Source organism: Paraflavitalea speifideaquila (assembly GCF_032395985.1).
In the GTDB taxonomy this organism is placed as follows: domain Bacteria; phylum Bacteroidota; class Bacteroidia; order Chitinophagales; family Chitinophagaceae; genus Paraflavitalea; species Paraflavitalea speifideaquila.
Genome location: NZ_CP135920.1, coordinates 5,277,420 through 5,302,534 on the forward strand (window position 1 = coordinate 5,277,420; position 25,115 = coordinate 5,302,534).

Annotated in this window: 32 protein-coding genes, 2 tRNA genes and 3 pseudogenes; 24 read left to right on the forward strand and 13 right to left on the reverse strand. The window is 46.9% G+C overall.

Annotation, left to right across the window (positions count from 1 at the left end):
- Nucleotides 1-47: 47 nt before the first annotated feature.
- From RS881_RS36375 to RS881_RS36415, 9 genes and pseudogenes are all read right to left on the reverse strand, one after another.
- Nucleotides 48-1,424 (reverse strand): RagB/SusD family nutrient uptake outer membrane protein, encoded by a 1,377-nt coding sequence (locus RS881_RS36375; protein ID WP_315815251.1) that lies wholly within the window; start codon nt 1,422-1,424, stop codon nt 48-50.
- The gene (locus tag RS881_RS36380) at nt 1,390-1,893 is read right to left on the reverse strand and encodes a hypothetical protein (RefSeq protein WP_315815252.1); all 504 of its coding nucleotides are present in this window, start codon (nt 1,891-1,893) and stop codon (nt 1,390-1,392) included. The genes RS881_RS36375 and RS881_RS36380 overlap by 35 nt, the downstream gene beginning before the upstream one ends.
- A gap of 179 nt (nt 1,894-2,072) precedes the next feature.
- Entirely contained in the window at nt 2,073-3,590 is a 1,518-nt protein-coding gene (locus RS881_RS36385; RefSeq protein WP_315815253.1) for a SusC/RagA family TonB-linked outer membrane protein, read from the reverse strand.
- Nucleotides 3,569-4,741 carry a TonB-dependent receptor plug domain-containing protein gene (locus tag RS881_RS36390; protein ID WP_315815254.1) on the reverse strand — a complete coding sequence of 391 codons (1,173 nt, stop codon included), beginning with the start codon at nt 4,739-4,741 and terminating at the stop codon, nt 3,569-3,571. Before RS881_RS36390 ends, RS881_RS36385 begins: the two co-directional genes overlap by 22 nt.
- 60 nt (nt 4,742-4,801) lie before the next feature.
- Nucleotides 4,802-5,164 carry a carboxypeptidase-like regulatory domain-containing protein gene (locus RS881_RS36395; RefSeq protein WP_315815255.1) on the reverse strand — a complete coding sequence of 121 codons (363 nt, stop codon included), beginning with the start codon at nt 5,162-5,164 and terminating at the stop codon, nt 4,802-4,804.
- 173 nt (nt 5,165-5,337) lie between these two features.
- A pseudogene (locus tag RS881_RS60400) lies at nt 5,338-5,394 on the reverse strand (hypothetical protein); the annotation flags it as partial.
- Nucleotides 5,388-6,665 (reverse strand): RagB/SusD family nutrient uptake outer membrane protein, encoded by a 1,278-nt coding sequence (locus RS881_RS36405; RefSeq protein WP_315815256.1) that lies wholly within the window; start codon nt 6,663-6,665, stop codon nt 5,388-5,390. The gene RS881_RS36405 and the pseudogene RS881_RS60400, both read right to left, overlap by 7 nt.
- A gap of 147 nt (nt 6,666-6,812) precedes the next feature.
- Nucleotides 6,813-8,267 (reverse strand): annotated as a pseudogene (locus RS881_RS36410) (TonB-dependent receptor domain-containing protein); the annotation flags it as partial.
- Nucleotides 8,268-8,290: 23 nt separating this feature from the next.
- Nucleotides 8,291-10,162, reverse strand: a complete 1,872-nt coding sequence (locus RS881_RS36415; protein ID WP_315815257.1) for a TonB-dependent receptor plug domain-containing protein — start codon at nt 10,160-10,162, stop codon at nt 8,291-8,293.
- A gap of 245 nt (nt 10,163-10,407) precedes the next feature.
- Between RS881_RS36415 and RS881_RS36420 the strand changes: the two genes are divergently transcribed.
- Together RS881_RS36420 and RS881_RS36425 are read left to right on the forward strand one after the other, a co-directional pair.
- Nucleotides 10,408-10,566, forward strand: a complete 159-nt coding sequence (locus tag RS881_RS36420) for a GntR family transcriptional regulator (RefSeq protein ID WP_315815258.1) — start codon at nt 10,408-10,410, stop codon at nt 10,564-10,566.
- A gap of 118 nt (nt 10,567-10,684) precedes the next feature.
- Nucleotides 10,685-11,101: a FadR/GntR family transcriptional regulator gene (locus RS881_RS36425; RefSeq protein ID WP_315815259.1), complete on the forward strand. Its 417-nt coding sequence runs from the start codon at nt 10,685-10,687 to the stop codon at nt 11,099-11,101.
- Between the two features lie 66 nt (nt 11,102-11,167).
- Here RS881_RS36425 and RS881_RS36430 read toward each other — a convergent pair whose 3' ends face one another.
- The gene (locus tag RS881_RS36430; RefSeq protein ID WP_315815260.1) at nt 11,168-11,290 is read right to left on the reverse strand and encodes a hypothetical protein; all 123 of its coding nucleotides are present in this window, start codon (nt 11,288-11,290) and stop codon (nt 11,168-11,170) included.
- A 428-nt stretch (nt 11,291-11,718) separates the two neighbouring features.
- Here RS881_RS36430 and RS881_RS36435 point away from each other — a divergent pair, with 428 nt between their 5' ends.
- The 7 genes from RS881_RS36435 to RS881_RS36465 all read left to right on the forward strand — a co-directional run bounded on the left by RS881_RS36435 (nt 11,719) and on the right by RS881_RS36465 (nt 16,082).
- Complete coding sequence (locus tag RS881_RS36435; protein ID WP_315815261.1) at nt 11,719-12,912, forward strand: sialidase family protein; 1,194 nt, start codon at nt 11,719-11,721, stop codon at nt 12,910-12,912.
- Between the two features lie 216 nt (nt 12,913-13,128).
- The gene (locus RS881_RS36440) at nt 13,129-13,356 is read left to right on the forward strand and encodes a hypothetical protein (protein ID WP_315815262.1); all 228 of its coding nucleotides are present in this window, start codon (nt 13,129-13,131) and stop codon (nt 13,354-13,356) included.
- Nucleotides 13,317-13,649, forward strand: coding sequence for a hypothetical protein (locus RS881_RS36445; RefSeq protein WP_315815263.1), 333 nt, complete (start codon nt 13,317-13,319; stop codon nt 13,647-13,649). The genes RS881_RS36440 and RS881_RS36445 overlap by 40 nt, the downstream gene beginning before the upstream one ends.
- A complete protein-coding gene (locus RS881_RS36450; protein WP_315815264.1) occupies nt 13,612-13,803 on the forward strand; it encodes a hypothetical protein in 192 nt (63 codons plus the stop codon). The genes RS881_RS36445 and RS881_RS36450 overlap by 38 nt, the downstream gene beginning before the upstream one ends.
- A gap of 19 nt (nt 13,804-13,822) precedes the next feature.
- Entirely contained in the window at nt 13,823-14,641 is an 819-nt protein-coding gene (locus RS881_RS36455; RefSeq protein WP_315815265.1) for a tetratricopeptide repeat protein, read from the forward strand.
- Nucleotides 14,642-15,072: 431 nt separating this feature from the next.
- On the forward strand, nt 15,073-15,747 hold the full coding sequence (locus RS881_RS36460) for a winged helix-turn-helix domain-containing protein (protein WP_315815266.1): 675 nt from the start codon (nt 15,073-15,075) through the stop codon (nt 15,745-15,747).
- Nucleotides 15,748-15,791: 44 nt separating this feature from the next.
- Nucleotides 15,792-16,082 carry a substrate-binding domain-containing protein gene (locus RS881_RS36465; RefSeq protein WP_315815267.1) on the forward strand — a complete coding sequence of 97 codons (291 nt, stop codon included), beginning with the start codon at nt 15,792-15,794 and terminating at the stop codon, nt 16,080-16,082.
- A gap of 17 nt (nt 16,083-16,099) precedes the next feature.
- On the opposite strand, the gene RS881_RS36470 is transcribed toward RS881_RS36465, so the two are convergent.
- Nucleotides 16,100-16,321, reverse strand: a complete 222-nt coding sequence (locus tag RS881_RS36470; RefSeq protein ID WP_315815268.1) for a hypothetical protein — start codon at nt 16,319-16,321, stop codon at nt 16,100-16,102.
- Between the two features lie 716 nt (nt 16,322-17,037).
- Between RS881_RS36470 and RS881_RS36475 the strand changes: the two genes are divergently transcribed.
- The 15 genes and pseudogenes from RS881_RS36475 to RS881_RS36540 all read left to right on the forward strand — a co-directional run bounded on the left by RS881_RS36475 (nt 17,038) and on the right by RS881_RS36540 (nt 24,067).
- Nucleotides 17,038-17,112, forward strand: a tRNA-Ile gene (locus RS881_RS36475).
- A 4-nt stretch (nt 17,113-17,116) separates the two neighbouring features.
- Nucleotides 17,117-17,189, forward strand: a tRNA-Lys gene (locus RS881_RS36480).
- Nucleotides 17,190-17,374: 185 nt separating this feature from the next.
- Nucleotides 17,375-18,109 carry a hypothetical protein gene (locus tag RS881_RS36485; protein ID WP_315815269.1) on the forward strand — a complete coding sequence of 245 codons (735 nt, stop codon included), beginning with the start codon at nt 17,375-17,377 and terminating at the stop codon, nt 18,107-18,109.
- An 11-nt stretch (nt 18,110-18,120) separates the two neighbouring features.
- Nucleotides 18,121-18,596 (forward strand): annotated as a pseudogene (locus tag RS881_RS36490) (ribonuclease H-like YkuK family protein).
- A gap of 27 nt (nt 18,597-18,623) precedes the next feature.
- Nucleotides 18,624-18,758, forward strand: a complete 135-nt coding sequence (locus RS881_RS36495) for a hypothetical protein (protein ID WP_315815270.1) — start codon at nt 18,624-18,626, stop codon at nt 18,756-18,758.
- A 38-nt stretch (nt 18,759-18,796) separates the two neighbouring features.
- Nucleotides 18,797-19,129, forward strand: a complete 333-nt coding sequence (locus tag RS881_RS36500; protein WP_315815271.1) for a hypothetical protein — start codon at nt 18,797-18,799, stop codon at nt 19,127-19,129.
- Between the two features lie 956 nt (nt 19,130-20,085).
- On the forward strand, nt 20,086-20,295 hold the full coding sequence (locus RS881_RS36505; RefSeq protein ID WP_315815272.1) for a helix-turn-helix domain-containing protein: 210 nt from the start codon (nt 20,086-20,088) through the stop codon (nt 20,293-20,295).
- Nucleotides 20,292-20,414, forward strand: coding sequence for a hypothetical protein (locus tag RS881_RS60405; protein WP_350340281.1), 123 nt, complete (start codon nt 20,292-20,294; stop codon nt 20,412-20,414). Before RS881_RS36505 ends, RS881_RS60405 begins: the two co-directional genes overlap by 4 nt.
- 694 nt (nt 20,415-21,108) lie before the next feature.
- Nucleotides 21,109-21,462, forward strand: a complete 354-nt coding sequence (locus RS881_RS36510) for a MauE/DoxX family redox-associated membrane protein (RefSeq protein ID WP_315815273.1) — start codon at nt 21,109-21,111, stop codon at nt 21,460-21,462.
- Nucleotides 21,463-21,544: 82 nt separating this feature from the next.
- A complete protein-coding gene (locus RS881_RS36515) occupies nt 21,545-21,754 on the forward strand; it encodes a hypothetical protein (RefSeq protein ID WP_315815274.1) in 210 nt (69 codons plus the stop codon).
- 34 nt (nt 21,755-21,788) lie between these two features.
- Nucleotides 21,789-22,916, forward strand: coding sequence for a hypothetical protein (locus RS881_RS36520; RefSeq protein WP_315815275.1), 1,128 nt, complete (start codon nt 21,789-21,791; stop codon nt 22,914-22,916).
- Nucleotides 22,913-23,107, forward strand: coding sequence for a hypothetical protein (locus RS881_RS36525; RefSeq protein WP_315815276.1), 195 nt, complete (start codon nt 22,913-22,915; stop codon nt 23,105-23,107). Before RS881_RS36520 ends, RS881_RS36525 begins: the two co-directional genes overlap by 4 nt.
- A gap of 54 nt (nt 23,108-23,161) precedes the next feature.
- Nucleotides 23,162-23,293, forward strand: a complete 132-nt coding sequence (locus RS881_RS36530) for a hypothetical protein (RefSeq protein WP_315815277.1) — start codon at nt 23,162-23,164, stop codon at nt 23,291-23,293.
- 157 nt (nt 23,294-23,450) lie between these two features.
- Complete coding sequence (locus RS881_RS36535; protein WP_315815278.1) at nt 23,451-23,762, forward strand: hypothetical protein; 312 nt, start codon at nt 23,451-23,453, stop codon at nt 23,760-23,762.
- Between the two features lie 26 nt (nt 23,763-23,788).
- Nucleotides 23,789-24,067, forward strand: a complete 279-nt coding sequence (locus RS881_RS36540) for a hypothetical protein (protein ID WP_315815279.1) — start codon at nt 23,789-23,791, stop codon at nt 24,065-24,067.
- 108 nt (nt 24,068-24,175) lie between these two features.
- Here the strand turns inward: RS881_RS36540 and RS881_RS36545 are convergent, their stop codons facing one another.
- Both RS881_RS36545 and RS881_RS36550 read right to left on the reverse strand, forming a co-directional pair.
- On the reverse strand, nt 24,176-24,382 hold the full coding sequence (locus RS881_RS36545) for a hypothetical protein (RefSeq protein WP_315815280.1): 207 nt from the start codon (nt 24,380-24,382) through the stop codon (nt 24,176-24,178).
- Nucleotides 24,383-24,614: 232 nt separating this feature from the next.
- The gene (locus tag RS881_RS36550) at nt 24,615-25,070 is read right to left on the reverse strand and encodes an alpha/beta hydrolase family protein (RefSeq protein ID WP_315815281.1); all 456 of its coding nucleotides are present in this window, start codon (nt 25,068-25,070) and stop codon (nt 24,615-24,617) included.
- Nucleotides 25,071-25,115 lie beyond the last annotated feature (45 nt).

Here is a 25,115-nt window from a genome sequence, read left to right on the forward strand (position 1 = left end):
GACGCGAACGAAAGGTGTCACCTCTTCTTGCAAATTTTCAATGTTCACTAATATCCCGGCGGCTGCACCATCTTGGTATTCCTGTTCAGTTCACTTTGCGGCAGCGGGAATAAATAAAAACGATCATCCCAGGCCCGTGTAGCAACCCTTGTCCGGGTATAGAAAACGGGATCTGTCAAGCTCGCTCCATTCAATACATTCAGGCCGGTAAACTCACCACCCTGCCGGTCGTCAGCATCATTGACCGATTTCCAGCGGCGCACATCATAGAACCGGTGCCCCTCATAGGCCAGTTCAATACAGCGTTCCAGTCGTATATGTTTACGCATATCGTCTTGTGAAATACTGCCCGATAGCGCAGGGATACCGCCCCTGGTGCGAATGGCATTGAGGTAAAACAGGATATCGGCATGACCGGGATTCGATTCATTCAAAGCTTCGGCATAGTTGAGGTACAGTTCGCCCAGGCGGATGTACATGGCCGGGCGCACAATGTTGCCGGCATTATTGGACAGGTTACGCGCCGGGTTGGTATTCTTGCGCACCAGGTAGCCCGTACGGGAATACCTGACTTCACTACCGCCACCATTGCCCGAATTACCCGCTGGCCAAAACTGTACGTGCGTTTGTCCTGTTTTTGCAATAAAGGGTACCGTGGAGCCATTAAAAGTAAATGTATTGTAAAAACGGGGTTCCCGGTTTACATACATATTAGAGGTACCTGCCACATAATAATTGGTCTTAGCGCTATTGGTAAACCCTGTTTCGGAATATCCGCTGCCTGTTTCATTGATCCTTTTACCATTGAGCATCCGGTAATGATCTACCATTTCCTGTGGCGGGGTGAGGTTGGAATTGGTAGTACTGCCATTGGCAGCGCGGGGCGCCGCATCAATTTCCCATTGGGCATAGGCCGTTACCGTCCGTATCCAGATACCTTCATCCGACCAGCCCGTCAGGTGCAGGTCGCGGGTACTATTGAAAGCCGCTACAAAAGCATCCGCATTGGTTACCTTGAATATCTTTTTACCCAGGGATGCGGCATGATCTATTGCTTCTTTGGCAGCCGTGGCAGCCCTCGCCCATTTGGTGGCATCATAACTGGTATTCATCAAGGCCTGTCCGTCTTTATTCTTGAAATTGGCCATGCCTGCATTGCCATTGAACAGGGGACTGGCATCATATAATGTGATCTGCGATTTCACGGCCTCAATGATCAGTTTGGTGATCCGGCCGGTTTGTGACAGATCATCGGCGCCTGTAGCCACTACCACATGCCTTTCGGGCACCATTTCTTTGGCCGCATCCATTTCAGACAATACATAATTAATGCATTCCGTCCAGGTACTCCTGGCTTGCTGGTAATTATCATCTACCTCTCCTATTTTATCACCTACCAGTACTACCGGACCATACAGTTTCATGAGCGTCCAGTAAAAGTAAGCGCGCAAAAACGGGCTTCCCTTTGTATTGTTGCACCAGGACAGCGCCATTGGGTTCATCCAGCAAATTACTTGCGGGGTTTTCTATATTGGCCATGAAAATATTGGCCAGGCGTATACCTTGGTAATTGACCGTCCAGATATTCACGGCTGTTACCGGACTCAATGCATTGGTGGCTTGGGCCGAAGGTGTGTTGAGGTCCAACTCTTCACTCCAGGCCGCAAAATACCGGGCCGAGCTGGCCGCAGTACCCCAGGGGTCCGGCATCTTGCCATAGATCCCTGCCAGCCAGTTTTCCGTTTCGGTTTTATTCTTGAAGATAGCATTCACATCTACCAGGTCTTTGGGTACCGCATCAAAGTAACCCTTCGTGCAACCCATGGGCACCAGGGTGGCAGCACTCAACAACAGGCCAATCGCCACAGTTGTATATGTATTCGTTTTTTTCATTGCAATAGCTTTTATAATGTGATCAATCCGAACCAGGGTGAGCCGCCCCCGAAGGACGACCCACCCTTTGAAAGCCCTTCAACAAGTTCAGGGTGGCATTACCCAGGATTCCGGGTTTAAGGTGGGTCGCTCTGTGGGGCAGCTCCTGTGTTGCTGCAGAGCGGCTCACCTTACCCTGTTTAAAAAGTAACCCGCACGCCAAAGTTGTAAGCTTTGATATTGGGATAAAAACCGCCCCGTGTAACAGTTGTAGAGCTGGTGCCCGTATCATTCAACTCAGGGTCCCAATGTTTCCATTTGGAAATGGTGAGCAGGTTCGTACCATTCACATAGACCCGCAGGTTCTTAATGCCCAGTTTTTTTACGCGTCCTGCAGGAAGGGTATAACCAAACTCTGCACTCTTAAGGCGGATAAAATCGGCCCGCTTGAGCCACCAGTCACTCACCAGGAAATTGGAATTGGGGTCCTGGTTACTGGTGAGGCGTGGATAAAAGGCATTGGGGTTGGGATTGGCTTCCGTCCACCTGTCCTGGATAATGGCATAGAGGTTGGGACTGTTGGCGCCTGTAGAGAATGGATAAGTACCATCGCCACTACCATACAATAACCATACTTTGCCCGTACCCTGCACAAAGGCGCCGATATCAAAACCTTTATAGCCAAAGGAGAGGTTGATACCATACATCAGTTTGGGTGTGCCCGATACATTCACCCGCGATACATCGAAATTATTGATCACTCCATCACCATTCAGGTCTTTGTATTTGATATCGCCGGGCCTGATATCGCCACTCTGTGTAGCAGAAGTGTCAATGTCTTTCTGGTCTTGAAACAAGCCCAGGTTGGTATATAATTCTTTGGAATCTACCTCCTTTCCTTTCCACTTCATCCAGGGATAAGGTTGTGTGGACTGGCCATCTGCCAAATTGATATTGTTGTTATAGGTCAGCGTTCCCGTAATATTGATCCAGCGTGATTTGCTGAAGGCTTTGTTGTAAGAAAGCGTGAGATCAATACCCTTGTTGAGTACGATGCCGATATTGCGCGTAGGGTTCACGCCACCAAAGCCCGATGTTAAAGGAATCGTTTGATCGGCGCGTAAGATATTCTTGCGCATTTCACGGAAGAGTTCCAGCACCATCTTCAATCCATTGTTCAGGAAATTCATTTCTACACCCAGGTTATGCCGGTAAGAGGTTTCCCAGGACGGGTCTGTAGCGATCTGTGATTCTGAATATCCCCCATAGCTGGGTGATAATGAGGTAGGCGTACCAAACTGGTATACGTTGCTCGCCTTGCTCAATTGGCTCAGGTACAGGAAACGGGTGGCAAATCCACCATTACCGGTCAAACCATAGCTATATCGTAATTTGAAGTAATTGAGTACATCCGCTACGGGTTCAAAGAATTTTTCATTCGATACCAGCCAGCCCACACCAAAGGAAGGGAAGAAACCGAAACGTTTACCGGGGCTAAAATTTTCAGAACCGGTATAACCAAAGTTCACTTCTCCAAAATAGCGGCTATCGTATCCGTACGTAGCGCGGCCTGTTAAACCCCTGTTGCGGAAAGGCACTGCCGTGGTGAAGGTAGTAGCATTACCATCTACATATTCCGACTGGTTGAAAAGGAACAAACCACCCACTTCATGTTTACCAAAGGTGCGGGCATAGTTTAGCGAGGCTTCGGTATACATACGGCGGGTGGAGGTACGGGCCGAAGCAAAGAAAGGATATCATTGCTGGTATTCACCTGCCGGGTGATCAGTTTGCCATTGGCATCGCGCCCTTCGGCATAGAAGGTAGGCGAAGCATGGGTAGTAGCCACCAGCGCATCGGTATATACATCGAAGGAGAACAGGCCCGAGATAGACAAACCCCTGGTGAGGGCGCTCAACTCCTGCTTTACACGGATATTGGGGCGCAGGGTGGCAGAGTATTCATTGCCTGCACCAATACCAAAGATGATACGGGCGGGACTGCTTCGCCCATCAGGCGTAGAAGACCATTGACCATTGGAATACCTGGCCGGAATAATATGTGAAGGCACCCGGAGGGATTGTTCAAAGGCGCCGTTCTGTGGGTTATTGGAACCATCATAAGGCCCATTGCGCTGGTCGATGATGGTGGCAATGCCCAGATCGAGCTTGGTGGTATTGGTTACACTTACTCCAATATTGGCGGTGAAGTTATAACGGCGGTAATAGGTCTTGGTATCATAACTCCTTTCAGGCTGTGTTTTCAATAACCCTGTTTCGTTATAGTATCCGGCAGAAATATAGTAATTGGCTTTTTCCGATCCGCCGCTGATGTTTACATTGGCCCGTTGGGTAAGTCCAACATCCCGGAACAGTTCTTTGTACCAATCTGTATTGGGATACAGATCGGGATCGGTACCATTGCGGTGCAGGGCAATTCTTTCATCCGAATAGAAAGGATCGCGGCCCCTTGTTTTAAGGGCTTCATTGTAGGTTTCCATCCAGGTAGGCGCATCCAATAATTTGGGTACCTGTACAAACTGGGTGAAACCCTGGTTGACCTCTACATTGATGGCAGGTTTACCTGCTACGCCACGTTTGGTATTGATGAGGATTACGCCATTGGCGCCCCGTGTACCATACACAGCCGTAGAAGCGGCATCTTTCAATACCGTGAAATTTTGGATATCCTCCGGGTCTACATCATTGAAACTCCGGTCGGGTACCCCATCAATAATGATCAGGGGCGTGCGGGTGCTGGTGCCAAAAGTAGCGACCCCTCTGACAAGTACCCCTGCGTTGTCCTGACCGGGTCCGCCCCCTCGAGGTGGTGATGATACCCGAAATACGGCCGGCCAGCATACCGGCAATATCGCGTGCAGGCAACTTCAGGTCTTCCGGTGTTACGGTCGATTGGGCGCCGATCACGCTTACTTTTTCTGTTGTCCATAACCAATCACGGTTACTTCATTGAGGCCGCCGGCTACCGGCGTCAGCCGCACACTGAGGTCTACCCGGTTGCGTACGGCAAAGACCTCGGTTTTATAACCGGTGAAGGAAAATTCCAATGAATCCAATGGACTTACCATAATACGATACGCACCATCATTCCCCGTAATGGCCATAATTTTAGTGCCGGCAATTTTTATGCTGGCGCCCGGCAACGTGCGGTCCAGCTCATCGGTAACCTTACCGGTTACCTGTAGAATACGGTCCTGGCCTGTAGCAGGTACACTGCACACCACCAGCAGGGCCAGGAACAAGGTGTAATAAGCAATTGTTTTGTAGGTCATAGCGGTCAGTTATGTAGGTTAGGGGTGGCGGGTTAGTACCCATCCGTTTGAAGCAGTTTATTATTATTGGCCAGTACGGTGGTATTCAATGGCCAGAATAAAGGCGTTGTTTTACCCACCAGGTTGGGCACATAGGTATATACATCGATGGTGCCGCCTTTGTGAAAACGTATCAGGTCGTACCAGCGTTTGTTTTCAAAGAACAGTTCCCGGCCTCTTTCATTCAGTATCTCTTTTCTACGGTGCCTTTATCCGTAGCACCTGTATAATCGCCATTGCCGGTACGCGCCCTTACTTTGTTTAAATAAATAATGGCTTGTGAGGTATTGTCCAGTGCCGCATACGCTTCGGCTTTCAGCAGGAAAATATCTGCCAGGCGGTAAATGATAATATCGTTATCCGGTATCCGGTCGTCGGGATATTTGGTGCCGGGGTATTTGGTGATCCAGGATATTTTAGGGCCCGATGCCTGCCTTTCAGTGATCCAGGTATAGGGCCGGCGTTTGTCATTGGGAAAAGCATCAAACAGCGCCCTTGATTTGGGGCTGATCTGGTAAGCCCCCTGGCCATTACCAACTGCCGCTACATAAGGCAGGCTGTCGAGGTTCAAGGCCCCTTGCACGCCCAACAGGTAGGGCAAGGCATTCAAGGCATAATTGGTTCCGCTTTCATCACGTAGAAAATAGGCGGCCAGCACCGCTTCGGTATTGGTACCTGCCCGGATACCGGTTACATTTTTAAAATCAGCATTGAGTGTTATACCCGATGCTTCCACTTCATTGATGGCCGTAATGGCATCATTGTAAGCGGCATTACCGCCAACCAATACCTTACCACTCCACAAGCATACATCTGCTTTCAGCGCCTGTACTGATCCATAGGCAAAACGGTATTTGGAGGGATAGGTCTTTACATTGAAACTGCTCATGCTGCTGAACAGGTTAATGGCGGAATCAATATCGCTTCTTACCTGCTTAATCACCTCCACTGCTTTGGAGCGTGGCAACAGGGGTACATTTTCGTTGACCACGGCTTGCAGCATCAACGGTGCATCGCCAATAATACGGGTAAGGTGGAAATAGAAATAGGCACGCAGGCTATAGGTTTCAGCAAGGATGCGTTTGCGTGTATCCGGGTTGGAAGCAAAATCAAACCCTTTTATTTTTTCCAGCAACAGGTTGCAATGGCCAATGGCTTTGTACCAGTCGTTGTAATTGATGGCACCCGAGGAGGGCGAAATAGTTTGCGCCCAGGCTACCCCAAAACGGGAGTTGAGGGCCGATACCAGTTCCTCACTCCGCTCGGTGCCATAGGTAATATTATTGGCAAAGCTGCGCATATAGGTGTAGATACCGGTAACATAAGGCTCGAAGTCCGCCTCATTTTGCCAATAGCTTTCTTCTGTAATGGTCGACTGGGGATCAACCTCCAGCAGTTTATCACAACCCGCCAGTGCCAGCAAGCCAATGGTCAGGATAGTTATTGTTATAATATTTTTCATATGCTCGTTATTTCTTTTTGAATGTATAGCTCCTGCCTTTTTCAGGACTTTCCGTCTTCCAGTCTTCCGGTCTTCCAGTCTTCCAGTCTTCCAGTCTTCCGGTCTTCCAGTCTTCCGGTCTTCCGGTCTTCCGGTCTTCCGGTCTTCTTAAAACCTCACCGTCGCTCCCAGCGAAAACTGCCGGGGCCTGGGGTAACCACCCGGATCGAAACCGGCATAGCTTTCGGGGTTGAGTCCTTTGTATTTCGTGATATAACCCAGGTTGAATACGCTGGCAAATACATTCATATTGGTAGCGCGTATTTTCTTCAGGATGGTCCTGGGCACATCATAAGAAAGAGATAGCTCGCGGAAAGCCAGGAAATCACCTTTTTCGATCATGACCGATACATCAGAACTGTAGGATTGATTAACACCCAGTGTAGCGCCGCGCAGGTAGTTGCGTTGGCCAAAGTCGAAATCAGCAAAAGAAAAGCGGGCATATTGCTTACCGGCATCGCCTTCTTTTTGCCAGATATCGGGCCCCAGTGCTTCGGAAGGTGCGCCTTCATTAAAGGCCCGGCCTGTACCCAGTGAACGGGCCAGGGCGCCATTACTGATGAGGTGGCCCAGGGCATAGTCAACTGCTACCCGCAGGGAGATGCCTTTATAGCTGAAGGTATTTTGCATACCACCAATCTTATCGGGGGTGCGGTAGCCCATAAATACCTGGTCCTTGCTATCAATTACACCATCGCCATTGATGTCGGCAAAGTTGAAATCGCCGGCATGTTTTTTAACAGCTATACCAGAGGGTGAGGCCAGGTTATCTTTGGTAGTAGCATTCCATGCAGTAGCCTCGGCTTCAGTAGCAAATACACCCAGCACTTTATACGCCCAGAGGCCATAGGGACGTTCGCCTTCGGCAAAACCACCAGCTTCTATATTTTGTTTGGAAGCAGGATCGTATACAATATCTCCACCCTGGCGGTTCTTAGCCCGGCCATTATTGGGTAGTTCTTTTACCACTGTTTTATTATAGGCAAAGGACAGGCTGGCCTTCCAGGTAAATGAGGCCGTCCTGATCACCGTACCACCCAATTCAATCTCTACACCTTTATTTTGCAACACCCCATTGTTATAGGTAATAGAAGGGAAGGGCGCTTCGGATGGCAGGGGTTTGGAAGCCAGTCTGTCTTTGGTGAGCTTATTATAAAGATCAATCGAGAAATTAATACGGTCATTGAGAAAACCTGCATCCAGGGCCAGGTCGGTGGTTTCTGTACTTTCCCATACCAGGTTGGGGTTGCTAAGGTTGGTGCGCAGGATACCTGATCCCACGGCATATTGCGTGGCGCTATAGCCACCATAGGTATCCGTAAGGTCCAGGCCACTTAAACCGCTGGTACCCCAACTGGCCCTCAGTTTCAGGGAGCTAACCGGTTTTACTTTCCAGAAATTTTCTTTGTGGATATTCCAACCTGCCGACAGGGAGGGGAAGGTGGCATACCGGTTGCCCGGCGCAAAGTTGGAGAATCCATCATAGCGCAGGGAGGCACCAAACAAATACTTATTGTTAAAATCATAGGCCAACTGGCTAAAGAAGCTAACAGAGCGTTGTTCCCTGAGGGTGGTCGCAAAATTGGTTACATTGAAGTCACCACCCCACCGATCACCGTTGTTGCCGGTTCTACAATGGTATAGATATAATCATTATTGGCGCGTTGCGAACCAATGCTGATAATGCTATTGGTCACCTTGCGAAAGTTGAAACCACCCAGTACCATGAACTGGTGATCGCCCTGGATATTGAAATCATATTGCAGGATCTGATCTGTCATCAGGTCGCGCATATTATCCGTGTATTCATTTTTTTGCCGTTGGGTAGCAGGTTGTATTTCATTGGAGGGTGTACCCTTGCGCATGAACAGTTCGCGGTAATCCTGTATGATGTAGGAGAAAGCCGGTTTCCAGTGCAGTCCTTTAATAATCGTGAGGTCGCCTGCTACCCGGCCAATCAATCTTTCGGTATTGACGCGGAAATCATCATACTTCAGGGTATGGAAGCGGTTGCGCACCGTATATAGTTCGCCCGGTGTGGGGTTGCCATCATCTTTATAAATGCGGATCAGGGGCGTGATGCGTGTGCCCCGCACCAGTTCATTCTGGTAAGCATCCACAAAATTGGGCAGTACGTTCTGGTAGTTGATCATGGCATCGATGCGGAAATTCTCCGTTGCCTTGAAACTGAAATTGCCCAGCACATCATAACGCCGGTAGCGGGTACCTACAAAACTACCGGCCTGGTCGGTATAACCGGCGCTCATATTGTAACTGGCTTTTTCGCTGCCACCGTCAATAGATACGTTGGTGTTATTGGTAAGCCCTGTTACCCAGATCATATCCTGGTAGTGGTTATCGGCATACAGTAGCCTGGTACCGGGATTGATGGGATCGTCCATCGTCTTATACCCATTGGCCAGTAGCCTGTCTACATAAGCTTGTCCTTCAATGGCCACAATATTATCATACAGCGCTGTGAGGTTGATGCTATTGCCATACTGCCCTTTGGCCGTATATACCCGTGTACCGGCTGAAAAGCCGCCGTTATTGAGCAGGTTGTTCTTATCGAGGCCATCAAAGGTATTCTTCACCGTGGTACGTGCCAGTGGCAGGTATTGATCGGCGTTGAGGTATTTGTATTCCCGCGCGGGTGTTTCCCAGGTAGTGCGGTGATTAAGTGTAAGGCCCATTTTGCTATTGAACTTGCCGCCCTTTGTTTTCACCACAATAACACCATTGGCGCCTTGCGCACCATATACGGCGGTACTGGCAGCATCTTTCATCACCTGGAGGGATTCAATATTATCGGGGTTGATGTCATTGAGCGATCTGAATACCCCATCAATGATGACCAATGGACTGGTGCCATCAGACGCCCCCAGGGCGCTGCCATTGGCATTGCCCAGGCCGCTGCCATAAGCATTGAGTTTGGTACCGCCCCGGATAATGATATTGTTGGCTCCGCCGCCTGGTTGTCCGGTAGCAATGGGAATGGATACGCCGGCTATTTTCCCCTGCATGGCTTGCAAGGGATTGGGATTGGCCGTGTTTTTCAGTTCTTCGGGATTGAGCTTTGATACCGCCGCGGTGATCTTGGTACGGGATTGTTGGGCATACCCTACCACTACAATATCCGTGAGGGTGGTATTACCCGTTTCGAGCGCCATATCAATCCGGCTGCGCCCATTAATGGGGGTTTCTTTTTCTCCCAGGCCCACAGAGCTAAATACCAATATGCCCCGGGGATCATTTACTTTTAAGGAATATTGTCCGTTGGCATCCGTAGCCGTAGCCCGGGAGCTGCCTTTTAACGAAACCGTCACGTGGGGCAGCTTTTCGGAAGTACCTGATCTGGTAACAGTACCCGTAATGACCAGTTCCGTATCCTGTGCAGCAGCACCTAAAGAGAGGAGTAACCAGCAGCCCAGTGTGAGGCAGGTGATCAATTTTTTCATAATGGCTTGCGTTAGCTTGTGAGTAGATTATTATGTACTACATATCACAAATATAGGGAACTCCTGTATCCAGCCAAGTTTTTGGGTAAAATTTAATTCGATGGTTAGCTATTTGATAAATAGGTATTTATATAAAAAAAGAGGAGAAATCAAGGAATACCATCCAGGGGTGCCTGACGCTGCTTTCCGGAACAAAACCCCTTATTAAGTATTACATATCAACACCATTCACTACATTTGCCGTTATGAAGACCGAGCAGGAACTATTTAAACTGAAGCCTATCGCCTCCCTCACCATGGCCGACCAGGTGGAGACCCAGTTACGGGATTATATCATCAAGCGTTCCATCCGGCCGGGTGATGCCATTCCGAAGGAAATGGAGATTGCCGAAGCCCTGGGGTGAGCCGGAATGTGGTACGGGAGGCGCTGAGCCGGTTGCGGATGCTGGGCATGATCGAGTCGCGCAAAAGCGCGGCATGATCCTCACCCAGCCTGATGTGATGAAGGGCCTGGAGCGCATTTTGCATCCTAACATGCTGGATATGAACGTGCGCAAGGAGTTGTTTGAACTGCGCATCGTGCTGGAGATAGGCCTGGGCGACCTGCTCTTCCGCCGCAAAACCAGGGAACACCTGCAACAGCTGGATGCTATCGTCGATCGTGAGCGCCGTGCGAGCACTTCTATTGAGCGCATCCGCTGCGAGGTAGACTTCCACTCCACCCTCTACGAAATGGCCGGTAATGAGACGCTAAAGCGTTTTCAGACGATCCTCATGCCGGTTTTTGAATACGTGGTGGAATATGAATCCAAATTAGAACATACTTCCGTTGGCTCGGTTACGCATGCCGACCTGGTACGCATCCTCCATGGCGACAAACCGGAGGAATTTCCCAATGCCATGCGACAACACTTGCTGCCTCACCTGGAGCACTTATAAGGCCATTTCACTTTACTTACGGTTTACTTTAAAGTTTACTGCCGGCTTACCTGGTAGCTGGCTGGACTAAGGGCAATCCCAGGCCTCTCCGGGATATGCCCCGGAAGGGCTGGCTACTTCATGGCCGTCATACTCCCCCGCTTCCTGCAATAGCCCTGTTTTACGGCTCTCCCATAAAGCTTTGTTCAATTTTCAATTGGCATTGAATGGATCTTTTTAAACAAACTGCCCCTATTGCACTAAAAACTCCAGACTTATAGCAGCTGAAATGCAGGCGGGTGCTGGATTACAGGCCTGCACATTGCCCCGGAATTGCACTGGCACTCACTAAACATTGCCTACTACACTAGAGAGCCAGTGCAATACGTAGTGAATAGGCAGGCCATACCACCTGAATACTCCATGCATCCCCTGCCCGGCCGGATTGCCCCCGGGGCATAGCATTCCCAACCCGCTGTTCAACACCCAATCCCCCGGGCATGGCTCTTTTGGGAATATCGGGGAGAAGTGCTATATTTAATATGTATTACATAACAACATATAATCACTAAAACGAGCTGGTCTATGAAAAAACGTTCCTATCGGGGAGGTTATCCCCTTCGCTTCTACTATTATTGATGGCTGGTGTACTCTCCTGTACCCGGCATGTAAATCCCGCCGAACCGGCTACGCCTTCCGCAGAGGATGTTGCCACCAATGCGGTGGCCGCTGCAGCAGTAGCGCCTTATCACAACACCACGGTATTGTTCAATGGCGGCTCGGAAGGGTATCACTCTTACCGCATCCCTTCGATCGTGCGCACCAATGCGGGCACACTCATCGCTTTTGCGGAAGGCCGCATGAGTGACAACAAAGATTATGGCAATATCAACCTGGTGTTTAAACGCTCTACCGACAATGGCACCAGTTGGAGCGCCCTGGGCGAAGTGGTAGGGGTGGGCCCCGGTACCTGGGGTAATCCTACCGCGGTAGTAGACCGCAATACGGGGTGGATTTGGCTCTGGATGTCGTGGAACTCGGGCACGGTCAACCAGGGTGGCACGGACGGCTATGACCCGATCGACACCTGGGGCGACCGGAAAGTGTATGTGTCATGGAGTGAGAATGACGGCGTGAGCTGGGCTACGCCGGTGGACAAGACGAGCTCCCTGCTGCCGCCCGGCTTTGTCTGGGATGCCATGGGCCCCGGCGTGGGCTTACAAACGAGCGTTGACCACCCAGGCAGGCTTATTATCCCCGCCAACCGGCGTAATATTTACAGTGATGATCATGGCGCCACCTGGCAGTACCAGCTGGTGCCCAATGGATCGGGCGAACCCACGATCATTGAACTGATCGACGGCAGGCTACAGCGCAATGACCGGCCCGGCAGCGCTCAATTTGAAACAGCCAAAAGACGGTGGATCTCTACGGGCAGGATCGAAACAGGCTGGAGCGCTTTTGCCCCGCACAATACGCTATTGGACCCCCGTTGCGAAGGATCGGTATTGCGGTATACGGGCGAACCCAGCCGTATTATGTTCCTCAACCCGGCCAGTACAGAAAGAAGGTGCAAAATGCGCATCCGCATCAGTTATGATGAAGGAGCTACCTGGCCCATCAGTCGCAGAACACACGACTGGCTCACAGATGAGGAAACCTGCGACCAGGGCAAGGGTGGTTATTCCAGCATGGCCAAAACGGCCGACTTTGCCGTGGCCGCCCTGATCGAGATCAATGAAGATGTGAGCAATAATGCCACGAGTCATCGCTCGATCGAGTTCCATAAATTCAACCTGCCCTGGATATTGAATGGGGTGACGGAACCGTAACAACCAGCTGTGAGCTACTAGCTGCGAGCTGTGAGCCAATACAAGCTACGAGCTTTGAGCTGCGAGCTTTGAGCCGTTTGCTTCGAAGCATTCGGGTATTAGCTCGTGGCTCGCAGCTCAAAGCTCGCAGCTCGTAGCTTTCTCTCCCAGATGTATCTTCCGCTTTTTTAACACAAAATCCTTGTAAACGCACACAATAACACGCATCTTGCTGGTATGATGAACGGGTATTACATTCGTGATTCATTCCAACTCCAGTTTATGCGTATCATTTTGCCCATACTACTTCTTTGCAGCACTTTTTGCCTGGCCCAGGACGATGAGTTCCGGGATTTTCGCAATAAGAAAGACAATTTTGTGAAGGTGTCACAAAAGATATCCGGGCCGATCTGGCCTCCTTCCTCATGGCGGGTATTGATGAAAGCATTACCAAACTGCCCCTGAAGTCGGTACCTGTAAAATCTTATGGCAATAATTATATGACCTGGTCCAATGGAGACATCCAGGTAACCATCAAAACGGGTGTATTTGACCCCTCCAAACACAAGATCATGCTGGAAGAAAAGCATGTGGTTAAAATTGATGGCAAACCCTATTATGGCAATTATGGTGAAATGCCCCGCACTACTATTGAATCCATTACGGTTATGGTTGGCAAGGATACAGTAGCCATTCCACCCACAGCCTTTTTTGACCTGTATGAACCTGCTTTTTTTTTACCAGGATACAGATGGTAGTTCCAAAACGCGTAATGGCGTTTTCTTATCCAATGATGGCCGCTCCTTTTATATCTATATCCTGAATACTGCCTTCAAAGGCAATGAATATACCTGGGTGATACAGGATAAAAAATACCTGCGCCGGGTAGTGGATTTTGATGTGCTGAAATAAGGATCCCCCACTCACACATTTGAGTGATTTCAACATTGCCTCATTCCCCCAACTTCGCAAGATGGCTCCCTCTTTCTTTAAACGGTTGGGCGTGGTGGCAGGGTTTATTGTTATGCTGGTGATCACCGCTTTGATTGGCCTGGTGGCCTGGTGGTCGTGGCAGCAATACGTGGACCAACAAACTTACGACCGCATCAGTACGGAAGGCCAGCGGGTAACTGTCCGGGCCGACCAGGTAAGCCGGGCATACCAATCGTGGAAAGACCAGTTTACCAATGTGGCTTACATTACTTTTACTTTTCAAAACAAACCGTATACGCTTCGTTATCACCAGGATACTACCTGGCTCAATACGGGCGACCGGGTAGAGTTGTTCTATCATACCGGGTTAGGGGCTTTCCGGCAACCCCGCTCGTTCAGCGCTTTCAAAGACTATAGCAACCAATCGCGCCTTATCCGGTTTACCATTATCAATAGGTGGAATGATGGCAGTAAATGGCTGTTGGCCTGTATCGTGCTTAGCGGGGTATTCACTTTGCTGTTGACGGGCCTGCTGGCAACCCTCACCGGCTTATCATGGCTCCGCCTGCCGGGCAGTCTTATTTTCATCGCCCTGCTGCTCACCGGCGTTGGCTACCTCACGTATAATACCTGGCAATATTACCGCTACCATAGCCGGTTAAAAACCGGCAGCCGGGAGGAAACTGTAGCCGTACTAAGCACCAGCCGCCGATCGGTATCCAAACGCAGCAATTGGTTCTTTACCTATGAAGCCACGGTATTATATGACAAAAAGAAAAGACCATCCCCATTGAAGAAGAAGAATATGCGGTACTGAAACCCGGAGCCCCCTGCAGGTATATTACAATAGCCAGCTCAATGATATGATGTCGGTCAACCACCACCCCGACCCTACCAACCTGGTGGCCACGCTGTTTGCCTGGCTCCTGTTCCTGGTCTTTGGCCGGCAACAGTGGTTGAAAATAAAGAATCGCAAGCCATGAGCTATGAGCCGCGGGCTACGCGCTTTACTACAACTGATTTGTCCGCAGGCACCCGTTTGCTGTCCACAGCGCTTTGCACAATGCCCGGAACTTGCATTTCAATCCTAAAGTATGTTGGCATTCTCCTACTGCATTGAGCCAATTCTAAAGCTTTTGTTAGTTTTTTCATCCAGTGATTTATATTTATTCATGATTCCGGTCATTCAACCGGTCCCATTTCGAGGTTGAGCCCGTATCCAACCCTGATCCTTATTAAAAATATGACATGAAGTCTTTCAGCATCAACGCCAATCATATTCCCAGCAAGATCAAGCAGATCGTACATGCCATATCCATGTCCATCGACAATGGCGGCCTGAAGCCCCACAGTAAACTGCCTAGCATCAATGACTTCAGCAAAACCTATCACTATGGCCGCGATACGGTTGAAAAGGCCTACCGGGAACTGATCGAAGAAGGATATGTATATGCGGTGCCGGCCAAAGGTTATTATGTAGTGGGACGCAAGGATAAAAAGCTCAAAATATTACTCATCTTCAATAAACTTAGCTCTTATAAGAAGATCATCTACTATAGTTTCCTGGAAACCTTGCAAGACAAAGCGGTGGTAGACCTCCAGGTGCACCATTATGATATCCGCCGCCTGGAAGAGATTGTAGAAGCCAATATGGGCAAGTACCACTATTATGTGATCATGCCTCATTTCTTTCATAAGACGAGCAAGAAAAGTTACCTCCGGGTACTAAAATCAATCCCACCTTCGCAATTGATGATCATGGACAAACATGTACCGGAGCTGGGGAAACACCAGATGACGGTATACCAGGATTTTAAGCAGGATATACACGAGGTGTTGGAATCATCGGAAACACTGCTGAAGAAATACAAGCAGTTGGTCATCGTGTTTCCCATGCAAAGCAACCACCCCGGGATATTGTAGAAGGCTGTAATGAATTTTGCCTCAAGCACCAGAAAGCCTTTTCTGTGCTCTCCAGTCTTGATAAAGAATTACCTCAGGCCGGCACGGTATACATTGTAACGGCCGAGTCGGACCTGGCGCAGTTGATCAAGAAATCAAGGGAAGCCAATTTACAATTGGGCAAAGAGGTGGGTATAATCTCCTTCAATGAAACGGTATTGAAGGAGTTATTGGAGATCACGGTGGTGACCACTGACTTTGAGGGCATGGGAATCACAGCCGCTCAAATGTTACTGAACAAAGAAGTAAAACAGGTAAAGAACCCCTTCCGAATGATTGTTAGAAAATCATTGTAAGGGGTGGAGACTATGACTTACTGATGTATAACCGAAGTTCCGGTAAAGCCACCATCTTTATATTCTCCGTGGATGATCACTGTTTTATGGCCTGCATACAAACGGGCAGCATCTTGCATGCCTTTCTCTGTTGCATTCCATATTTTCATTCCTTTCTTAGAGCCTTTGTCGCACACTTCAATATAATATCCGTTCTTCAATTGAATGGGTGCTACTGGCGGCCTTCCTGCGCTTCTCATGATGCTATTTTTATTTAAGATAATCTATTTAACTGAGGTTGTTAGAGAAAACCCGGTCTGTTAAGGTATAACACATTTAAACAGGCTCGTGTTGTTGGCGGCAAACAGCGGCGAAGGTACTCTTATTTCGCCGCAAAAGCCGTATATTATTTATGCCTTATACCAGGTTATGAAACCTCCCCCAAACCCAATACCAGTAAGCCTTTCAGGGCATTTAGCCTTAGGACTTGTTAAAGAAAATATAAAAAAACTTCCCTAAAATTTGGAAACAACGGAAAATTATTTCCATCTTTGCATCGCAAAACAAATTAAAAACAGCAGATGACAAACCTCGTATTACATATTGAACTAACAAACGGATTTAGCCGCAGAGACGGCAAAACCGGTTGCGGGGAGTTATCCTACTGAATAAGTTGAAACAACGAATTCACGATAACACGGGCCCCGCAAGAGATTGCGGGGCTTTTTGTCACTAAATTTTAACAGATGAAGCTACTATCAACAGGCCATACTACGTGTACGGAATTGCAGGCATATCTTTTATGCCCCGGCAATAAACGCTATGCGTATATACCCCAGGGTATGTGGCTCATTATTAACAGGGAGAGTATAGCCATTCGACCATGTTGTGTACAAGGGTACGCTGTGTAACCACAGCCGTACAACAACCACAGCCCGGTCGGAATAATCGACCGGGCTTTTTATGCCCCGCCTCCGATGACTTAGCTCAATGGCAGAGCAGTATCCTGATACGATACCGGTTGACAGTTCGAATCCGTCAGTCATCACCAACCCTGGTCCGTAGCTTAATTGGCAGAGTATCCGGCTTTTAACCGGAGGGTTGTGCGTTCGAGCCGCACCGGACCAACTTTTAAAAGACAACAAGGCAGTGAGGCAACGAGGCATCAAGGTTTCGGGGCCAGGCCTGGAAGATGAAGGCAGAAAAACACTTAAAATAAATAAAATGAAAAGGAATCAACAGTTCATAATGACAAACAGGATATGCGGGGCCCGGTGGCACTGCAGCTTCCGATCGGAACAAATAACCTCATTATGGACAAGAAACTTATTCAGCAATATGGGGAGGACATCCTCTCCTATCGCCTCCGTACTGCCCGCCAAAAGAAAAGGATGCAGTATGAAGATTTTGACAAACAGTTATTAAGGCTGCACCGGGAACACAATTCCCTGGATCAGCAAATAGAAGACCTGGGATGGGAACCTTTGGATCCGACCATACAAAGAGGCTGGAACCGCTTTTTTGTATTGCGTGATGATATAGCCCGCAGTAAACATGCGGAGTTCTATGAAAACTTGCTGCAGAAGATCAATACATCAGACTGGAGCTACCGAAGGGATTTTAAGATCCACAAAAGGCGATATGGCAAGGGAAAGTACCAGGTAAAGGGACAAAATCTGAAAGAGCCTTCTGAATCGGAATTTATGAAGATGGACCTTACGGAAAGGGGAAAGCACCAATTCCATGAGGTCTATAGCTACGATTGGCGTCACAGACTGGAAAAACGCTATGTTTTTAATGAACCCTGGCGTTTTGTATTGCGTGTACGCCCTAATATGATCACCCGCATAAAAAGAAGTGACACATTGATTGAAGCCAGGATGGATGCCATTGAAGATTATTTGGAGTGGAACGAATTGCAACGACGTCTGAATAAAATAATGCATGGTCATACTCCATATAAGTATCACTGGCCGGCAAAACCGAATGTATATCAATATAAAAACAAATCATTAAGTCAGATCATGGATCTAATCAGAGAAACCTAAAAACACAAACAATGGAACAGCAATGGCAGCGGTTGGATGGTACAGCCATTCACCGGCCGATCGAAGAAGAAGTAAGATCGGTTTTGGCAAGGGAAAAAGCCCATGGGCATCAATTAAAAGTTTGTATCGGTACCGATAGCCAGGTAAGAGCAGGTAATACCGCTTTTGCCACGGTGATCGTATTCCTGCGCAAAGGTAAAGGGGATTTATGTATGTACTGGGCGACAATTCGCAACAACCGATGAGCGTAAAAGAACGGATGTTGACGGAGGTAGCCAAAAGTATAGAAGTAGCCTACCAACTGTGCGGTTTATTCACCAACTACAGTGTGGATATGGAAGTGCATGCCGATATCAACACCAATCCCAACTTTAAAAGTAACCACGCGTTGAAAGATGCGATGGGCTACATGATGGGAATGGGATTTGCCTTCAGGGCCAAGCCATACGCATTTGCCAGTTCCTGCTGTGCCGATAAAGTTGTCTGATACCAATCCAGGTGCAGACGAAATAGCTTGCTTAACGGCAAGAAGGGTATTGACCTGTTGAACGGCAAACCAGGTGGCTGTTTCAAAGAAGCAGCACAGTGCAGCCGTAGTAACGCGCTGTATGCTATTGCCGCACAGGGTAATATCCTCCATCAAATGTAGGTTGGAGGTTCGAGTCCTCCCCGGACCTGGCGGTATATGTGCAATACCTGAAAGGAGTAAATGCCCTGCGTACTTTCAAAACCATAACAGCCGATAAGAAGATCCAGATTCGCAAGCCCAATTTTGACCTGGGTCAGGCATTGCTCAGAGCGGTGATTGATAAATCCAAGGCAGGGCGTGGTTTGGACAATATCAACCTCGAACAGGCCATGCAACTCCTGGCAACATCATACCAGCGGGCAGGAAATCAGGAAGCAGCAGAAGCTATAGAAAGGGATATCGCGGGTTATTTCAGCGGATTATCCATAAAACAATATGTAAAGGAATATATCACCCGTCAGTCGGCCACGGTTTTGGCGGCTGACAGGTAGTTCGTAGCCGGTTGTTAATTAGGGAGGCAAGGGTAACCAATCGGGGAGGCCCTTGCCTTTATTATGGCTACAATTGACAGATAAGTACAGTGCCACCATTATGTGATATTGTAAAATGAAAAGAAGCCTCCCGGAGGGATGCCAGCGCTAAACCAAAGCCATTAACCATTAAACCCTAATTTTTTGAATAACGTAGCGAAAATTAATAATATTTTTATCTCCCCTAATATTATCAGTGGATTATAGTATAACAGCCTTAAAAACCTCAAATTTTAAAGGCCTGAATTAACCCTCGATGACGAAGCAATGTGAAGAATACATTTATAGAAAAAATTTGGTCGCGGATAAACAACATACTTGTATGGCATTGTTGCGGGTATTTACCGGCTACCGATCATCTACGCATAATCTTTCATGTTTACTGGCGCTAATTAAAATTTTTTTCTATTTTATCTGCTATAATATTATTGCTGCCAATATCTCAATGCTTTTTAATGGCCTGTTTGGTAAAGACTCGCTAATAGCTGAAATTCAGAAAAAGGTTTTGCCCAACCTTCTCACAGGAGGACTATAACAATGGCGTATATGTTATTTACCTACACTCATTTACATAGAGATATTTAAAATATTTAATAAACTCCCTGTCAAAAGGTAAATTCGTAGTACTTCATTGCTCAAATTACTACGCTATAATTCAGGCAGGAGCGAGCTCCGAACCCACATTCATTGACCCTCATTACAAATCTTTATACCCGCTTATACAGCCGGATTATTGTTTTATTGTCCGTACCTAACTACAAATAATAAAGCAACTACTGTTTTACGTACAAGCTGCAAGGCATTCCGGCCAGGCGTTTATTCTAACCCTTCGAAGGCCCGGCATCCTGATTTTAAAAACTAAACCCTTATCTGACCATGCGTACTAAAAATCATTTCTGTAAAAGGTATTAAACGCCATGGCTAAAGTAAAAGATTATATAGACCTGCATCCGCTGGAATGGATAAGCACTGAAGAGCTTGCCAGAATGCACCAGGTAAATAGGAAAGACTTGCAAAAATGTTTTAAGCAAAAATTTGGGAAAAGGGTCAGCGAATACCAACTGCTAAACCGAATGGAGGCTGCAAGTGTAATGCTTGCCAATGGCGAAATGACCAAAAAGAAATAGCTACTAAGTGTGGATATGGCAATCAAAATAATTTCAGTTACGCCTTTAAGAAAAATAAAAAAATGTCACCCACTAACTGGCAAAAAGGAATGGAAACAGTGCCATGGAATAAGTATTAAATGATTCCGGCACGGACTAAATTCATATAAAAAAGTACTAAACTCATATAAAACAGATTTGCATTGACGTTATTTTCGTTCTAACTTACATACAGAAACTAAGAGAGGCTCCGGTAGTTGTTCGCCGGAAGATTTGTAGCGCTATATGAAAAACGCATTCAGCTTTTTTGAACTCAATCAGCATTGCTCACCAGGGCAAATAAAAAAAAAAATAACGGGAAATACTTACTCCTAATCTGCTGACTGTTGGACAGTGAGAGGGACAATGTTTGCTTAAAATTTCGATCGCTCAAATAGAGATGGTGGCAACCACATTAAAACACCAGTCCTCCGGTTGGCAGGTTTAAATCCTTACCTGTTACACTCCGCACAGTTGAAAATGCAAGTACCCTCCTTGATTATTTAATGTTGTCCAATACCATATTGCCGGTAAATTGTATCGGGACCGGTATTATATGGTATAGCTATTTTCAGGAATAAAGGATAAGGCTTAAGTAAGATACCGGAAGGGGAATACCTTACACTATACTACCATTAGATACTATGGAAAAACATCATTACATACCGCAGATTTGAAAAATCAAAACGTATTTTATAAACTAATTTCTTTCAAATGGCTGAAGAAAAGCAGCATTGTTGAACTAATAGCCTTGCTTTTTGTAATACTTTTTTATATACCGGTATCAGCAAACTGATGGAGTATTCGGTATTTAAAGAACAAATTGCTGAATCACCTATACTGAAACCAATAGCCGCCATCGCTGCCTGGCTATTGCCTTTAACTGAATTTATAGTATCTCTTTTATTGTTTATCCCTCGCTGGCGGCTGAAGGGATTATATGCATCATTCACATTAATGTTGCTCTTTACCATATACATCACCGCCATCATGACCTTCAGCAGGGACCTGCCCTGCAGTTGCGGAGGGGTGATAGCGTTATTATCGTGGCAGGGGCACCTCGTATTCAACAGTATATTTATCGTACTCGGCATTACGGGCATTGCATTGGAAAGACGCATAAGGAAGCAACAAATATTGAACGTTTAAACAAACAGTGGCATAGGCACAAGTGCATTGATAATTGCTGACTAATGATTGACAAAATTGACCATTCACCATTGACAAGTTTATGAATGACCTAACTACCATACCGGCCAACCAGGTTTCATTTAAGGGCTTTTTATTTGAGAACCGGAGAAACAGGATTATGCTGTGGCTGACATTAGCCGCTATCATTATCCAGTTTGCTGTATTCAAATATTTGTATCCCTATGCCAGTTATATACATGGCGATTCTTTTTCTTACCTGGAGGCAGCAGAAAAAAAACCTGGATATTAATACATATCTGATTGGGTATTCCAAATTCCTGCGCATGTTCAGTGTTTTTAACAGAACGGATTATGTATTGACAGCCTTTCAATACCTGTTTATTCAATGCAGCGCCTTATACTTGTTATTCACTATATTTTATTTTTATAAGCCAGGCAGGGTTATACAATATATACTGCTGGGTTTTATGGTTGTAAATCCCCTGTTCCTGCACCTTGGTAACCTGGTAAACAGCGATGGGGTTTTCCTGGCCCTGAGCCTTACATGGTTCAGCCTACTGCTGTGGATCATTCACCGGCCTTCGCCAAAGGTAGTAGTGTGGCATGCTGTGGTACTGTTCATTGCTTTTACCGTGCGTTATAATGCCCTTATTTATCCTTTCATTGCGTTGCTGGCATTTTGGTTGTCTAAAATGCCGCTGAGGCAAAAACTGGCTGGATTAGGTATGGTGGTAATACTTTGTGGTTCTTTTGTATGCTTTACCATGTACAAATACAAAAGCCTTACAGGTTACTGGCAGTATTCTCCTTTCAGCGGCTGGCAGTTTGCCAACAATGCCATGTATACATATCGGGATGTTGACAGTGCCGACCGCAAACCTGTACCTTCCAGGTACCAGGCCCTGGACAGTATGATCCGGAAATTCTATGACAGGACACGCGACTTGAGTATATATCCCTATGAGAAAGCGATGGCCAGCACCTTTTATATGTGGAGCCGGGGCATGCCGCTGATGCAATACCGCGACAGCCTGTTTAAAGCAAATGATAGTATGGCTTCAGAATTGAAGAAATGGGCCAGCATGGGGCCGTTTTATAAGGACTACGGTTTGTACATTATCCGGCAGTACCCCCTGCATTTTGCTGCACATTTTGTATGGCCTAACAGCCGTAAATATTTTGCGCCGCCGGTGGAATACCTGCAATATTATAATTCCGGGTATGAAACTGTGGATAGTCAGACTGTAAAATGGTTTGGATATGAAAGCAGGAATGTAACAACCAGGGCGGATGATAGGAAAACATGGGTATTGGATTATTACCCCATCCTTACAGGTATCATCAATGTAGTGATGCTTGTTGGATTACTATACTATATACTGCTCAAGGGCTGGCAATACAACCGGATATTTAATAAAACACTAATTATGGGGGTACGGTTTGGCTGTTGAATGCCGGGTTTACCATCCTGGCTTCGTCTGCGGCCCTGCGGTTCCAGTCGTTCCCGATTGTTCTCACCACCGTCTTTGCCCTGTTGCTGGTCGACTGGATGGCACAGTTGATGTTGAGTATGAAGCGGGAGGAAGCAATTAAAAAGCAGCAGGAAGGGAATTTATCGAATGAAGTAATGGCTCGCATTTGACGTTTCACGTCCCACGCTTTATTGACCATTGACCACTCACAAAAACTTATCAATATGAAGCAACTCATTTTATCGCTCACCATCGCTGCGCTAGCCGGTTGTTTTGGTAAAGAACCGAAAAAACAGGCAATGAAGGGAAGCCATTACCAGATTTCAGCCTGCTGCTTTTGGACAGCAGCACCCTGATACATAGCCGGGATATACCTGCCGGCAAATCCGTTGCTATTTTTATTTAAGTCCTTACTGTTCGTACTGTAAAGCGCAGACAAAACAAATAATAGAGCATATAGAAAAACTAAAAGACATACAGTTTTACTTCGTAACCGGTCACCCGTTACCTGCCATGAAAGATTTTTACAATGAATACCACCTGGAAAAATATCCCAACATTATCGCCGGTATAGATACCGCCTTTGCAGTAAGCGACTATTTTGAAATTAGCGGGGTTCCTTATATAGCGATATATGGGAAGAATAAGAAATTAAGCAAAACCTTTGAGGGAAAAATTTACAGCAGTCAGATAAAAAAGCAACTGAAGAATAACTCATTTCACAAAGATAAACTTATCCGGATGCTTCACAGGAGGGGTAATGCCTATCACCTTTTTGCTGAAGTTATTTATGTAAGCGTAGGCATTTTTAAAACCAAAATTTAGCTTTTGAACTAAAAAGCAATTCAGGTATGAAAAAATTAAAGATCATGCTCATGTCTCTTGCTCTATTTGCAATAGTAGGCGGAGCTTTGGCATTTAAAGCAAAATTTGTTACAGATTTTTGTACTACGACTCCAGGCATTGCTGGTAACTGTCCATCTGGGTTGAAATGCCCAAATTTACGAATTGATCAAGCGATAACTGATCAAGGAGGAGTTGGGCCTTTTTGTACAGCAATTCCTCCTAATGGATGTAATCCTAATACTCCTTGCTCGAATGCAAATCCAGTGAGGCTCACAGCCAATTAATACCTTTTAATCATTACGAATAGCCTCTTTGATTAATAGGAGCGGCTGTAGTACAATAATTTAGAAAAAGTGATCCACCAAACAATACAGTATGATGGATCACTTAGTTTATTGAGGGAATGAACTCTTTTCATTTACCGGGCATACCGGGCAATCCTTCCCGCATGAACCATCCACGTCCAGTTCATACCTGCTTTCAATACCTTTCAATTTGAAGGGCAAGCCCCTCGTCATCCACTTCGGTGGAGGAGCCGCCTTCAGGTAATGATCAAAAAATTGTGTATAGCGAATGGTAAAATCTCTTAAATCTTTCAATCGGGTTATCACATGAAGTTCCTCATTATAATGCAACCACCATGCTTTCTTTTCAAGCCTGCGTAATGCCGTAAATAGCTGAATAGTTAGCTCTACTCTCCTGTTGCTGTTTGCTTCATTGATTGCTTCACTTCCTTTTCCTCTTCCTCCGCAAAAATCAGTACAGGAGATGCTACTTTATCGAGATGTAAAACAGCAGTATGATCAAGCCACATTGCCTTGTTCTCCCAAATCATCCCCCATCCCCGGCATAAGCCCCTTTTTCTGCCCATTCTAACCAGCTTCCATTTTCACGATCAACCGATAAAGAATGACTTATAACATTGGAATAGCCCGCGCCTTCGCCAATTGACATGGCTGCAAAGGATTTGGAATGGGTAAATAAATAAGTGCCAAACCGTCCTGAGTTACTATGGCCGCAGGCGCCTAAGTGCGTGCTATCCACATAAGGCAGGGTACGCATATACCGGGCTGCCCCCTCAACCGTGTTCACCGTACTGGGACCCCATTGGCCTTCACGAAAATAGATATCCGGGGTAAATACCAGGTAGCCATGGCTTGCCCACCAGGCCGGCCGGTCGAAGACGCCAGGGTGGTGAGGATATAATGGCTCCGGGTAACGGTATAAATAACTGGACAGCTCTCCATAGAAAGATATAATGACCGGGTATTTTTTTAGACGGGTCAAAATTTTCCGGCTTGTATAAAACACCCTGACTGATAGTTCCATCCA